The sequence below is a fragment of the Terriglobus albidus genome, assembly GCF_025685425.1.
Classification (GTDB): domain Bacteria; phylum Acidobacteriota; class Terriglobia; order Terriglobales; family Acidobacteriaceae; genus Terriglobus; species Terriglobus albidus.
On the sequence record NZ_JAGTAS010000057.1, the window covers coordinates 18,436 to 30,796 of the forward strand.

Here is a 12,361-nt window from a genome sequence, read left to right on the forward strand (position 1 = left end):
TATGGACACGAATTCTCTCGCTCTCCCGGCCGGAAATTTCAAAGCCTACCTCTTCGATATGGACGGCACCATCGCCGATACCATGCCGCTGCATTTTGTCTCCTGGACAAAAGCAGTGGAAGAGGCCGGCGGCACCTTCCCGGAAGATCTCTTCTATGCCTGGGGCGGCGTTCCCCTCCTCGGAGTAGTAGAGAATCTGAATCGGCATTTCGGTTATAAGCTTGATCCGGCTGCGGTCGCCCATCGCAAGGAAGACCTGTACCTCAGCATGCTGGACCAGGTCACACCAGTAGCTGCTGTGCTCGAACATGTCCACGCGCAATACGGCAAAATCCCATTCGCTATCGTCTCCGGATCTCCGCGCGACTCCATCCGCCGTACACTCACCACGCTCAATCTGCTGAGCTACTTCCCCGTCATCGTCGGCGCGGAAGACTATAAGCAGGGCAAGCCCAATCCCGAACCATTCCTGACCGCCGCCGCGCGGCTGAATGTCGAGCCGGTAGATTGCCTGGTATTCGAGGATGCCGATGCCGGAATCCGGGCCGCCGAAGCCGCAGGAATGCAGTGGGTTCACGTCCCCACCTACCGCGCCACCCTGCAATCCTGAACTTGTTCAAAAAAGTTGCAACGATAGCATCCTCTTGCTGCATCTATAAACTGAACGCGTTCAGTAAGGCGCGCCGAAAGGAGAACCAAATCATGTATCTCGTCGGTTGCTATATCGCCTATCTGCTGCTCAGCCTGGTCACGGTCATCTGGGTTGCACGGACTCTTCACAAGAATGGCCGCGTCTTTTTGCTCGACGCTTTTCATGGCAACACCGGGTTGGCTGACTCCGTGAATCATCTCCTCGTTGTGGGCTTCTACCTCATTAACATCGGCTACGTGACGCTCGCTCTTCGGGAAGGCAATCCGGTAACGAATATGCAGCAGGCCATTGAACTGATCAGCACAAAGATCGGAACTGTTCTCCTTATCCTGGGCTTGATGCACTTCTTCAACATCTTTCTGTTCAACCGCGCACGCAAGGCGGCTCGCCATCCCAAAACACCTGCGGAACAGGCATACTACGCTCAACGCTTAGCACCGCAACAAGCGCAGCCTCAGACCAATACACTATGACCACCAAGACGCAAAAATCCGAAGAGACGCGGGCGCTGATCCTCTCCACGGCGCTCGCGCTCTTTCGCGAGCAGGGCTTTGAGAAAACCACCATGCGCGAGATCGCCGCTGAGGCGGATGTCGCCCTGGGAGCCACCTACTACTACTTCTCCTCTAAAGACGCGCTCGTTCTTGCCTTTTATGCTCAATCGCAGGCGGAGCTCGAGCCGCTGCTTGCCGAGGTGCTTGCACGCAAACATAAAAACCTTCAGGCACGTCTGCATGCCCTCATCACGACCAAGCTCGAGTACTTCCAACCGAACCGGTCGCTGCTCTCGGCCCTGGCAGCCCATACCGATCCCGGTCATTCGCTCTCCCCTTTCAGCGAAGACTCCCGCGCTATCCGGGAGCGTGACATTCAAAGCTTTCAACAGGCGCTCGATGCCGATAAGGTGAAATACCCGGCCGACCTGGCGCCGCACCTTCCGGCTGTGCTCTGGATCTATCAGATGGGCATCATCCTTTACTGGGTCTACGATCAGAGTCCTGGGCAGCGGCGCACGTTCAGGCTTCTGGAGAAGTCTCTACCTATCGTTACGAGACTTATTCAGCTTTCCACTCTTCCGCTGATGAAGCCCCTCCGCAAACTCACGGTAGAGCTGCTTGACGCCATCTATGGTCCTGACTAGAACCTGGGGCCGTTTAGCAACCCGCCACACGGTTCTGCCCTCTCATCTCCCGCAGGAGATGGATTATGTCGCATAGACCTAACCTTGGCCGAGGACTTCTTATTGGCGCCATTGCCGGTATTGCCGCAACCCTTGTCATGGATCAGTTTCAAAAGTTTGCGGAAGCCGGGCAGAAAGCAATCGAGAAGCAAAAGAAGCTTGCGGAAGGAGAGTCGGAGTGGGCGATTGCGCATGAACGCGTAGCGCAGGAACAACAGGAACAGCAGCAGGAAGGCTCCACCGAAAAGGTAGCCCGCCATATATCGGAGGCTGTGGGTACTCCGCTCCCACATAACCAAAAGAAGCAGGCAGGACAGGCGGTGCATTACACCTTCGGCACGCTGATGGGAGTGGTTTACGGCGTTGCGGCAGAGTTCGCTCCGGAGGTGACCACCGGTGGCGGAACCGCTTTCGGTACGCTGCTCTTCCTGGGTGCGGATGAGATCGCCGTACCCGCCTTTAAGCTTTCTCCACCGCCCAACATGACTTCAACCGGCTCGCACCTGCAACACTGGGCCGCTCACGTTGTCTATGGAGGCACCCTGGAGCTGGCACGCAATCTGCTCCGCCACATTGTATGAAGCACAATGGAAGGTATGGCACAGGATCTCGCTGGTACCTTCCTCTCCTTCTCAGAACGCCGCATGGACCTTGCGGTGAAGAACATTCACGATTGCATCGCCCGGCTGAACGATGAGCAGCTCTGGCAGCGCGGCGGCGACCACGAAAACTCCGTTGCCAATTTGCTGCTGCATCTGGCCGGTAATATCCGTCAATGGATCATGCATGGCGTTGCTGGACATCCAGACATCCGGCAGCGTGACGAAGAGTTCTCGCTCACGGTTCGTCTGCCGCGGGAGGCTGTGCTGCGCATCTTCGACACGACGCTGCAAGAAGCACGCAGCGTCATCGCGGAATTACCGCACGATGAATTGATGACGATGACAGACCCGCAGCCAGGCGGTAGCTGGGGCGCCGTAACCAAGCTGGAAGCCATCTACCTGGTTGTCGGTCACCTGCAGCAGCATACCGGTCAGATCATTCTGCTTACCAAGCAAATGGCAGCGACCGATCTGGATCTCACGATGCCGAGAAAACGGTAAAAGAGGTTGAATGGTTGATTCGTTGAATAGTTGAATGGTCGCTTCGCGTTCGGCCCTAAACGAACACCGCTTCACTATTCAACTATTCAACCATTCCACTATTCAACTTCTCTCCGTGCCGTATAACCATCACGCGCAATGATGGAGTACTTGAGCTGCTTGCCCTTCTCATCCACCATCTTCAGCGGCTGGCCTTCGTTATCGACCAGCGTCACCTTGATCTTGCGATAGGTGCCGTCCTGCTTTGGGTTGGACGGTTTGTAGCTCAGCACGTACTGATTGCGAATGGAATCGTTGATCGACGCAAAGATATCCGGAAGCGCTCCCTGAAACTGCGGGAAGAACGACAGGCCGCCTGTCATCGAGGCGAAGGTCTTCATCTGGTTGTCGGCCTGCAGGTAGTCCAGCCGCTGGATGCCGCCCATGCCGGGCTCCGCCATAGTGCGCACTAACTGGCCGGTGCCGATGGCGAATATGGTGACATTGGGCGTTGCCTTGATCTTCTTCAGAATGGTATCGAGATTGATCTTGGAGAACGTATCGCGTCCGCTGCCCACCAAAATGATGTACTTACGTCCTTCAATCCGGCTGACACGGTCCAGAGTCTCGTAGAGGGCGTCGAAGAGGTTGGTATCGCTGAATCCCGGAATCGTAAGCGTCTGCAGCGCCTGCAGCGTCATCATCTTGTCTTTGGTGAAGTCAGTCAGGATACGAGTGCGGAGGTCATAGGTGACGACGGCGATATAGTCGTCCTCCTTCAACGAGCGGAAGAAGGCCGCAGCCGTATTCTGCATGTCCTGGATGAAATACCAGTTGTTCGCAGCGAACTCCAGCAGCATCACCGCCGTAATGGGAGCCTTCATCGTCCGCAGATCGCTGATCGGCTGCGGTACGCCGTCCTCGGTCACGCGAAAGTTCCCTGCCTTCAACCCGGGAACGAACTGCCGGTTCTTATCGAGCAGTACGCTTACGTCTACGGTCACCACCGGCACATTGACACGAATGACCGGAAGATCCATCCCTTTTGGATTCTTGATCTTCTCTTCCGCGGGAGCAGGAGGCGGGGGCGCAGTATCGTCTTTCGGCTGCTTTTTCTTCAACACAATGCTGTCGTTCTGCTGTACCGGGCCGCTGTCATCTCCGGAGGGCGCCGGCGTTGTCGGCTGCTGTTGCGCTACGACTGTACCTGCAGACAAAACAATTCCAAGAACTGCAGCAACTGCCAAACGGATGAGATCTCGCATGTTCATCGATATCGACTCTACTCCACTCGCCGCTCAAAGGTGTACCGCAGGCAACGGAGTGTCCCATCTGTGTAGACGAGCTTTAAACGGAAATGTTCTGATTACGACAGGTACAGTCTATACAGCCATGCTCGGAGCAGACGCCACAGGTTTTGGTCAACTGCTTCCGCAGCGATGCCCTTGCCCGATGAGCTCTTACTGCGGCATTCCCTGCCGAGATTCCCTGTTCGGCGGCGAACTGTTGCAATGGCTGTTCTTCCAGATCAACCGATTTCAGCAGGCCAGCGTAATTCGCTGGGAGCTCGTCCAGTACTTTCGTGAGGCAGGCGCAGATCTCATTGCGGAGTTCTGGAGCGGGAACCACCTCGTTTTCCATCTCCTTCCCCCAAGCCGAAAGCGCCTTGTTCTCCGTCGTTTTACGACGGTATTGATCAATGACGGCATTGCGGAGGATCCGGTAAAACCATGCCACTACGGACTCTTCGTCCCGCGGTGTCCCCTCCGACTTCAGAGCCCGCAGATAGGCGCCCTGAAGCAGGTCCTCAGCAAGCGCCTGATCCTGGACGCGGCGGCGCACAAAGCCCAGAAACTGCTGTCTATGCAACAAAAGCGTATTCAGATTTGTCTCGGTCATCACAAATATTGGATTTAGGACCGCGGAGGAAGGAACCACTCCGCGGTTCGGTTTTAACGACGGCCGACGCAGTTACAAATCGGGCAGGTACAGGTGCTTCCGCAGGGGCAATTGTCACATTTCAGACGCATTGGGCTCTCCTTTCCTTCGGGGCTTATCCCGGTATCTACCGGTAAAGACGCAGAGGAGCATTACCTATTACACTTCGCCGCCAAGTTACCGATGACACTTCTTCGCTAACTGGCCGAAAAACGATGCGTCGAATCTCGTACACTGCTCTTTAAGTTAAACAGATGCTTCGCGCCGCTCTAGCTTTCGTCCTGGTGACTCTCCCGTTGGCCGCAATTGGCCAATCAGCGGGCACTGCCCCGCCTGCGTCCGCGAGTTTCTATCCGCTCAAAGAGGTCCACCGCGGCCAGCATGCCACCGCATGGACGGTCTTCGAGGGCATCACTCCTGAGCCAATGGATGTTGAGATCCTCGGCCTGCTCCGCAACGCCATCGGCCCGGGACAGGACATGATCCTCGCACGGCTGCATGGGACAAAACCGGAGTACACCGGCGTCGTCGCGGGTATGTCCGGCTCCCCGGTGTATATCGATGGCAAGCTCCTGGGTGCGCTCAGCTACCGGATCGGCCAGTTCAGTAAGGAGCCTATTGCCGGAATCACACCTATTGAGCAGATGCTGCAGGTGCGCAATTCCGCTCTCCCCGTGATTCCAGCGACACCAGCCGCCACCTCCGGAGTCGCGGATGCTACTCCCCGGCCAACATCCACCTCAGGTGAGATTGTCCCAATGGAGACCTCGCTCGTCTTCACGGGTTTCTCGCAGGATACGGTGGCGCTCTTCCGGGACCGCTTCACTGCGCTGGGCCTGAACCCGGTAGCCGGCATCGGTTCGGCGTCGCCTGGAGAGAAACAGCCGGAGCCGATTGTGCCCGGCTCGGCCGTCTCCGCCGTTCTGGTCGATGGCGATCTCTCTATCGCCGGCACCTGCACTGTCACCTACGTCGACCCGAAGCAGTTGCTCGCCTGTGGTCACCCGATCACGCAGTACGGCAATATCTCCATGCCGATGACCAAGGCTCAGGTGCTGGCTACACTCTCGTCGCCCCTGAACTCCTTCAAGATCGTGAATACGACGGAGACCGTTGGCGCCTTCACCCAGGATCGCGCATCAGCCATCCTCGGTCAGTTCGGCCAGACGGCAGAGATGATTCCCGTCACCGTGGCGGTCAATGGTGGCAAACCAATGCACTTCCGGGTCCTCAACAACCGGGAACTCACTCCTCAGGCGCTGCTGGCCTCCGTCTATCAGGCTATTCATGGCACCAATGCCTACGCGTCGGAGCTCTCTTATCGGGTGAGTGGAACGATGAGCCTGGCCGGTTATCCGCCGGTAAGCTTCTCGACTGTTGCCGCACAGACAGAACTCGCGCCCGCCGCGATTGTCGCGGCTCTCTCCGTCAATGACCGCTTCCAGCCCATCTACAACTCTCCGGCCGAGCAGCCAACGATCACCTCTCTCGATCTAAAGGTGGAGGCTCTTCCCGGCCGCCGCACAGCCCAGCTCGAAGCGGCGCGCCTCAGCGTTGTTGAAGCCTCCCCCGGCGACGAGATCACCGTCGAGACGACCGTCACTCCCTACCAGAGTGCCGCGAGGATCATTCGTATCCCGGTAAAGCTGCCCTCCACCCTCGACCCCGGCCCGGTGCGCATTCTGGTCTCAGATGGAGCGACTCTCGACCGCCTGCTTGCCCAGCAGCTGCCCTCGTCCCTATCCCTGCGGGACACTATTACGCAGCTCAATGACCGGCACCCGAATGATCGGGTTTATGTGACAGTGCTGGACCACGCAGCTCAAGCGGTCGTCAATGCGCAGGCGCTACCCCAGGTCCCACTCTCCATTGCCAATATCTACCAGCCGCTTCAGGACTCGCGGCGTATGAACCTCAACGGAGAAAGCCTGCACGAAGCCGGCTCAGCCCCCATCGATAATGCCCTGACCGGGTCCCAGGTTCTGACTCTGAATATCCGCTAAATGAAGCTAAAGATTCTATCTCTCCTGCAAATTACTGCTGTTGCGACACTTAGTGCTCAAGGAACACGTCAGTGGACGCAGTCACGCTATGACGAATTCGAACGCGGTAAACCGAACGGAGTCGCCATACGTTCTGATGGCAGCCTGCTGCCGGCTCCCTCCAATCGCCTCGTCTTTACCAGTGACGGCAACTACCTCTGGACCACAGCGGTGGATGCATCGGGCAATGCCTATCTGGGGAGCGGAGCTCTGTCTGGCGGAACCGCGGCCGTTCTAAAAGTAGATGGTCAAGGAAAGTCCGAAAAACTCTTCGAAACAAAAGAGATGGCTATCCAGGCGCTACGCATCGCGGCAAACGGAAAGCTCTATGCCGCCACCTCGCCAGATGGCAAGGTCTATCGGATCGATGGCCCAGGTCAGTCGTCGGTAATCCTTGATACGGCAAGTCTTCCCGAGAAACCTAAGTACTTGTGGGATATCGCTCTGTCTCCGAAAGGCGAGATCTATGTCGCGACCGGCGCTCCAGCGGCAATCTACAGGTTGACTGCCGGCGGGAAACCTGAGCTGTTGCTCAAGTCCGGCGACCAGCATATCCGCTGCCTGCTGCTCGGCCCCGACGGAACGCTCTATGCCGGCTCCGATGGCGCGGGCGTGATCTACCGCATCAAGCCGGGCGAGAAGCCATTTGCACTTTATGACGCACCGCGGCACGAGATTACAGCTCTGGCTCTGGGGCCTGATGGCATGCTCTATGCGGCAGGCGTCGGCGATAAGCGCAGTCCCAGCCTTCCTCCCCTTCCCGTACAAGGGAATCAGGCCGTCTCCGTGACCATTCTTCCGGGTTCGGCCAACGCTGCCTCCTCCAATACCCTGATTCCTGACGGATCAGAGATCTACCAGATCGCTCCAGATGGAACACCACGCCGCTTGCTGGCGCTGCGCGAAGATGTGATCTACGCCCTCACAATGCGCAGCGGCCAACTGCTCATTGCCACCGGGAATCGCGGACGTATCTACGCCACGGATCCCACAATTCCTGGCGTCTTCACCGATATCGCGCACCTCGACGCCTCTCAGGCCATGGCCTTCGCACCAACGGCAACGGGGGTCTATCTTGCGACCAGCAACTCCGGCCGGCTGTTCCGTCTGGACGACAAGCCTGCAACAAACAACACCTATCTTTCCGATGTTTTTGATGCCGGCGTCTTTTCGCAGTGGGGCCGAATCGAGCTGCGAGGCTCCCAGGCGACGGAACTTTACCTCCGCTCGGGGAATGTCGAGAACCCTGAAATCAACTGGACCGACTGGATAAAGGTCACTCCCAATACGAAGCCCTCCACTTTAACGAATGCTCGCTATGCCCAATGGAAGGCTGTACTTGGCCCCGATTCCAAAATCGACTCGGTTACCTTGAACTACCTTCCCAAGAACCTGGCCCCAATGGTCGATGACTTGGTTGTGCAGGCGGGTGCGCGGATGAATCCGCAACCTGCGGGCCAAGGCCAGACGGTACAGATCACCTTCCCGCGCGCAAGTGCGAATCCTGGCTTCGTCATCCCTCAGGACGCGAACCCTCCCTTGGTCGCCCAGAAGGACAAGAACTCCATCACCGCTCGCTGGGCCGCCCACGACGATAACGGCGACGACCTGATGTATTCGGTCTATTACCGAGGAGACAACGAAACGACTTGGCGATTGTTGAAAGACCAGATCAACGAGAAGTACTACTCATGGGAGGCGGCGCAGCTTCCGGATGGAGGCTATACGCTGAAGCTAGTCGCATCCGACGCGCCTAGCCATAATCCCGTTGAGACGCTCACGGGAGAACGGGTCAGTGAACGTTTCGAGGTCGACACCACGCCTCCCGTTCCAGGCCAGCTGACAGCAACGATGGCGAATAACCAGATTCACGCCACACTGGAAGCGACCGACGCCACTTCAGCCATCAATCACGCTGAGTATTCTCTCGATGCGGGACCATGGCGATATCTGGAACCTGCGGGCAAATTATCGGACTCGCCCACAGAGCGCTACGACTTTACCCTGCCGGTAACTGGCTCAGCATCTGAACACACCTTAGCGGTGAGGATCTACGACCGGTTTGAAAACGTAGCAACCGCAAAGACGGTTATTCGGTCCGCCGGTCGATAAGGTGAGCGCCTCGGCGCTCACCGACAGCAATTGCATTGGCTGTCCAGACTCTTTCACCGGAGATGACAAAGAGGAAGTCTGTGCCTTCATTGATGCCGGTGCGCACGATAGCGCCCGGCTCAAGCCCGACGATTTCCTGAGCAGTAACTTTGAAGGGGAGGGTCTCGAGCGCCCCCTCGATATTCATGTTGGAAAGACGCGAACGCAAAATCTGCCGCGTCGCCGGATTCTGTACTCTCTTACTGTCCTGCCGCACCAATTCGCGCAGCACCGTCTCACTGACCGCAGTTGCCAGAGCAATCTGCATCACACCGCTCATGTTGCCGATGTGCATCCGGTAGGTGACGCAGAGCATGTCTTCGGTACGGGGAAAAAGCCTTCCCAGTGTGGCGGGAAGAATGCGCTGGCCATACTCACTGCGCAAGCCACACTGAGTCCAGAGCTGATTCAACTCTCCGCACAGGCGGGTCATAAGGATGTCCATGATGGCGACATCAATGTCGGTCAGCTCACGAGGCTCCTCAATCTCTTGTTCCAGGTCCATGCCTCCGAGGCCAAGGTGGATCACGGGCGCAATCAACTTCAGTTCCATCGAAATGATGGCAGCTCCTTCTACCGGGGCAAAATGACAGAACGAGAAATAGGTGTTCTCGACATCGATGTTCTCGAGCAGCGTGGTAAAGACCTGGCGCTCAGCGCCGGTCATGCTGATCTGAACGTTGGCTCCCAACCATGCGGAGAGACTCAGGCTGAATGTTCTTGAAAACGCCTGGTTCAGCTCCTGAAGGGCCTGCATCTGCGCCTTCGTAATCGTCTTCCGGGTTGCCAGATTAAGTGTTGTTGGGGAGTGTGCCGTACCCATGCCACGTATCGATACATCTGAAGGGCCAAGTCGGGAGCGGGAAGTTGAGAGATCTCTTATTAAGGACCCCTAAGACCCGAATCGGCCGAATGGCACCGCACATGCTCCACTACCGGGCATGGAAAGCGTAGTCGAGACCGCACACCCCGGCTCCCCCGAACCTGGAGCAAGCGAGCAGAACCCGGCTCCGGAAGAGTGGAATTCCCTGGCGCACCTGTCGGTACCACTCTCGGTCTCGATCCCTCTCCCTCATATCTCTCTGGGCGATCTGATGGCACTATCCCCGGGCCAGATCCTGGTCAGCCATTGGCCAACCAACCATGATGTTCCTCTAAGCGCCGGTGAGGTATTTCTGGCGATGGTGGATTTTGAACGGGTGGGAGACCAGCTTGGCGTCCGTATCTCCGGCTTCCAGATGGGAGCGCAGCATACATGAGGGAAAAGTTTCATGATCTGCGACTGCCGCTGACCCTGTGCTTCGGCACACGTCACATGCCGCTGGGAGAGGTGCTGGAACTCACCCAGGGCGACGTCTTTTCTCTGGAACGGACGCTCGACGAACCCGTCCGCATTCTTGCCGGCGGAAAAGAGATCGCAAAAGCAGAAGTCGTGGCAGTGGACGGCAACTACGCCGTCCGTATCCTGTCCACTACTGCATCAGAGACTCTTCAGACGAGCGCGAACGAATAACCTGGTCCACGGCGTACGGTGCGCGATGCTGCGTCGAATGGAAGTGGCGCACCTGCAACTCGCCCAGCAGGCCAATTCCGATCATCTGAATGCCGGCCAGGACAAGCACACCGGCGAAACCCATCGCTGGTCCATGTGCGGCCATGATGTGCTGGTGCAGAAAAAGCTTAAGCACGGCGAGCCAGAGCGCAATCGCTCCGCCGGTGACAAACCCCGCCAGACCGATGCGGCCGAAGAAATGCAGCGGCCGGGTCATGTACTTCAACAGGAAACGGATCGTCAGCAGGTCGAAGAAGACGCGGATCGTGCGTGAGATACCGTAGTGGCTCTTACCATGCTCGCGATTGCTGATCTTGATCGGCAGTTCGCAGATGCTGGCTCCATACCAGCTTGCAAGTGCGGGGATAAAACGGTGCATCTCGCCATAGAGCGGGATGGATTGAATCAACTCGCGGCGATATGCCTTGAAGGTCGTGCCGAAATCGTGAATTTCAACACCGCTGAGGCGCGCCATCGCCCAGTTGGCGATACGTGACGGAATCTGCCGCATGACGACATTGTCGAGGCGGCGTGCGCGCCATCCACTCACCACGTCGTATCCCTCTTCCAGCTTGGCGAGGAAGAGCGGGATCTCCGCCGGATCATGCTGCAGATCGCCGTCCATGGAGAGAATGAAGTCTCCCTGCGAATGATCGAACCCGGCAGCCAGCGCCGAGGTCTGGCCGAAATTACGTCGCAGCTTAATCACAACAACGCGGCTGTCGACCGCGGCCACCTCACGCAGCAGACGGTAAGTGCGGTCGCGCGAACCATCGTCCACGAAGACAAGCTCAAAGCTGTCACCGACCTGCTCCATCACCGCTTTCAGACGGTCATACAGCGCGGTGACACTCTCTTCCTCATTGTGAAACGGCACGACGACAGAGTATTTAGGCACGTTGGTAGTTTACGCCTTTGAGACGGCCTCTGCCGAATCAGGGCTTGCTATCTGCCCCCTGACGTCAGCCTTGCGAGCACAAGTGGCAGAAAAGAGGTCCTCAAGTAGGTTCTCCCCCGTGGACAAAGGGCACCTGCCCTCTGGCATCATGGGAACGGATACCTATGGCCCGCAAATTGATCGCCGCGGCGGTTGCAATTGTTCTTCTGTGGTTTGGCTACGTCGCCTATACCAACTGGCGCAACTCGCACTCCATGGCGAACGGCGAAATTACCTCCATCAACGAAGGAAATACGCAGACATCGACACCTGCCGCAAGCGAGCCAGAAAAACCGAAGACGACGACCGCCACCCCTGCTGCGCCTTCTTCCGCCACCCAGCCGATCATCATTCAGCCATCAGCACCTCTGACGGACTCCCAGCAGCCCAATGCCGTAAATGGCGCACGATTTGCCGGTTCCGGCAAATACCAGGTCTATCGTCAGGGCAATATCACTTACCGCATCGACACTGAGACCGGCCAGGAGTGCATCCTGCTTGCCACGAACGAAGAGTGGAAGAAACCGCAAGTCTACGAGCGCGGCTGCAAGACCAAATAACGGCCTAGCGGTATCGACATATAGGTTTTCTTTGTTTGTCATTTCGCAGCGATCTCGGAGAAATCTGTTTTTGCCCCATTCTTTGCGGTTTTATCGCGAAGAATGGGGTCGCGCTACGCGCGACCCATCTTTTTCACTAACCGGAAAAGTGGCGGTAAGAGAAGCAGATTTCTCCGCTACGCTTCACCCTAGCCGGCGAAGCTGGCCGGGGACCCCGAACGCTCCGAAATGACAAAAATCGAGCAAAGCTTGAATACATTGCCCCAC

At 57.3% G+C, this 12,361-nt stretch carries 14 protein-coding genes; 10 read left to right on the plus strand and 4 right to left on the minus strand.

The genetic code is table 11. The features are described from left to right. The first annotated feature begins 1 nt into the window (after position 1). From OHL21_RS16420 to OHL21_RS16440, 5 genes are all read left to right on the plus strand, one after another. Complete coding sequence (locus OHL21_RS16420) at positions 2-610, plus strand: HAD family hydrolase (RefSeq protein ID WP_263418371.1); 609 nt, start codon at positions 2-4, stop codon at positions 608-610. A 92-nt stretch (positions 611-702) separates the two neighbouring features. Next, positions 703-1,125, plus strand: a complete 423-nt coding sequence (locus OHL21_RS16425) for a hypothetical protein (RefSeq protein ID WP_263418372.1) — start codon at positions 703-705, stop codon at positions 1,123-1,125. After that, complete coding sequence (locus OHL21_RS16430; RefSeq protein ID WP_263418373.1) at positions 1,122-1,793, plus strand: TetR/AcrR family transcriptional regulator; 672 nt, start codon at positions 1,122-1,124, stop codon at positions 1,791-1,793. Before OHL21_RS16425 ends, OHL21_RS16430 begins: the two co-directional genes overlap by 4 nt. Before the next feature lie 65 nt (positions 1,794-1,858). Next, positions 1,859-2,413: a DUF1440 domain-containing protein gene (locus tag OHL21_RS16435; RefSeq protein ID WP_263418374.1), complete on the plus strand. Its 555-nt coding sequence runs from the start codon at positions 1,859-1,861 to the stop codon at positions 2,411-2,413. A gap of 15 nt (positions 2,414-2,428) precedes the next feature. Next, complete coding sequence (locus OHL21_RS16440; protein WP_263418375.1) at positions 2,429-2,935, plus strand: DinB family protein; 507 nt, start codon at positions 2,429-2,431, stop codon at positions 2,933-2,935. Between the two features lie 98 nt (positions 2,936-3,033). Here the strand turns inward: OHL21_RS16440 and OHL21_RS16445 are convergent, their stop codons facing one another. Further along, positions 3,034-4,131, minus strand: a complete 1,098-nt coding sequence (locus OHL21_RS16445; protein WP_263418376.1) for a VWA domain-containing protein — start codon at positions 4,129-4,131, stop codon at positions 3,034-3,036. Between the two features lie 130 nt (positions 4,132-4,261). Beyond that, complete coding sequence (locus OHL21_RS16450; protein WP_263418377.1) at positions 4,262-4,813, minus strand: sigma-70 family RNA polymerase sigma factor; 552 nt, start codon at positions 4,811-4,813, stop codon at positions 4,262-4,264. A gap of 293 nt (positions 4,814-5,106) precedes the next feature. Between OHL21_RS16450 and OHL21_RS16455 the strand changes: the two genes are divergently transcribed. Both OHL21_RS16455 and OHL21_RS16460 read left to right on the plus strand, forming a co-directional pair. Further along, positions 5,107-6,855, plus strand: coding sequence for a SpoIVB peptidase S55 domain-containing protein (locus tag OHL21_RS16455; RefSeq protein ID WP_263418378.1), 1,749 nt, complete (start codon positions 5,107-5,109; stop codon positions 6,853-6,855). Next, positions 6,856-9,006 carry a WD40 repeat domain-containing protein gene (locus OHL21_RS16460; RefSeq protein WP_263418379.1) on the plus strand — a complete coding sequence of 717 codons (2,151 nt, stop codon included), beginning with the start codon at positions 6,856-6,858 and terminating at the stop codon, positions 9,004-9,006. It abuts the gene before it with no gap. Here OHL21_RS16460 and OHL21_RS16465 read toward each other — a convergent pair. Continuing rightward, the gene (locus OHL21_RS16465) at positions 8,984-9,868 is read right to left on the minus strand and encodes a flagellar motor switch protein FliM (RefSeq protein WP_263418380.1); all 885 of its coding nucleotides are present in this window, start codon (positions 9,866-9,868) and stop codon (positions 8,984-8,986) included. The genes OHL21_RS16460 and OHL21_RS16465 overlap by 23 nt on opposite strands. A 118-nt stretch (positions 9,869-9,986) precedes the next feature. On the opposite strand from OHL21_RS16465, the gene OHL21_RS16470 reads away from it, so the two are divergent. Together OHL21_RS16470 and OHL21_RS16475 are read left to right on the plus strand one after the other, a co-directional pair. Continuing rightward, positions 9,987-10,304 carry a FliM/FliN family flagellar motor C-terminal domain-containing protein gene (locus OHL21_RS16470; RefSeq protein WP_263418381.1) on the plus strand — a complete coding sequence of 106 codons (318 nt, stop codon included), beginning with the start codon at positions 9,987-9,989 and terminating at the stop codon, positions 10,302-10,304. Continuing rightward, a complete protein-coding gene (locus OHL21_RS16475; RefSeq protein ID WP_263418382.1) occupies positions 10,301-10,558 on the plus strand; it encodes a FliM/FliN family flagellar motor C-terminal domain-containing protein in 258 nt (85 codons plus the stop codon). Before OHL21_RS16470 ends, OHL21_RS16475 begins: the two co-directional genes overlap by 4 nt. Here the strand turns inward: OHL21_RS16475 and OHL21_RS16480 are convergent. Next, positions 10,518-11,495 carry a glycosyltransferase family 2 protein gene (locus OHL21_RS16480; protein ID WP_147648619.1) on the minus strand — a complete coding sequence of 326 codons (978 nt, stop codon included), beginning with the start codon at positions 11,493-11,495 and terminating at the stop codon, positions 10,518-10,520. The genes OHL21_RS16475 and OHL21_RS16480 overlap by 41 nt on opposite strands. 164 nt (positions 11,496-11,659) lie before the next feature. Here OHL21_RS16480 and OHL21_RS16485 point away from each other — a divergent pair, with 164 nt between their 5' ends. Continuing rightward, positions 11,660-12,094 (plus strand): hypothetical protein, encoded by a 435-nt coding sequence (locus OHL21_RS16485; protein WP_263418383.1) that lies wholly within the window; start codon positions 11,660-11,662, stop codon positions 12,092-12,094. Positions 12,095-12,361: the final 267 nt, after the last annotated feature.

What these genes read in the sequence shown, in the direction of transcription:
- OHL21_RS16455 (WP_263418378.1), top strand. Translation starts at nt 5,107, where the DNA reads ATGCTTCGCGCCGCTCTAGCTTTCGTCCTGGTGACTCTCCCGTTGGCC.
- OHL21_RS16475 (WP_263418382.1), top strand. Translation starts at nt 10,301, where the DNA reads ATGAGGGAAAAGTTTCATGATCTGCGACTGCCGCTGACCCTGTGCTTC.
- OHL21_RS16425 (WP_263418372.1), top strand. Translation starts at nt 703, where the DNA reads ATGTATCTCGTCGGTTGCTATATCGCCTATCTGCTGCTCAGCCTGGTC.
- OHL21_RS16450 (WP_263418377.1), bottom strand. Translation starts at nt 4,813, where the DNA reads ATGACCGAGACAAATCTGAATACGCTTTTGTTGCATAGACAGCAGTTT.
- OHL21_RS16465 (WP_263418380.1), bottom strand. Translation starts at nt 9,868, where the DNA reads ATGGGTACGGCACACTCCCCAACAACACTTAATCTGGCAACCCGGAAG.
- OHL21_RS16430 (WP_263418373.1), top strand. Translation starts at nt 1,122, where the DNA reads ATGACCACCAAGACGCAAAAATCCGAAGAGACGCGGGCGCTGATCCTC.
- OHL21_RS16435 (WP_263418374.1), top strand. Translation starts at nt 1,859, where the DNA reads ATGTCGCATAGACCTAACCTTGGCCGAGGACTTCTTATTGGCGCCATT.
- OHL21_RS16440 (WP_263418375.1), top strand. Translation starts at nt 2,429, where the DNA reads ATGGCACAGGATCTCGCTGGTACCTTCCTCTCCTTCTCAGAACGCCGC.
- OHL21_RS16460 (WP_263418379.1), top strand. Translation starts at nt 6,856, where the DNA reads ATGAAGCTAAAGATTCTATCTCTCCTGCAAATTACTGCTGTTGCGACA.
- OHL21_RS16485 (WP_263418383.1), top strand. Translation starts at nt 11,660, where the DNA reads ATGGCCCGCAAATTGATCGCCGCGGCGGTTGCAATTGTTCTTCTGTGG.
- OHL21_RS16470 (WP_263418381.1), top strand. Translation starts at nt 9,987, where the DNA reads ATGGAAAGCGTAGTCGAGACCGCACACCCCGGCTCCCCCGAACCTGGA.
- OHL21_RS16420 (WP_263418371.1), top strand. Translation starts at nt 2, where the DNA reads ATGGACACGAATTCTCTCGCTCTCCCGGCCGGAAATTTCAAAGCCTAC.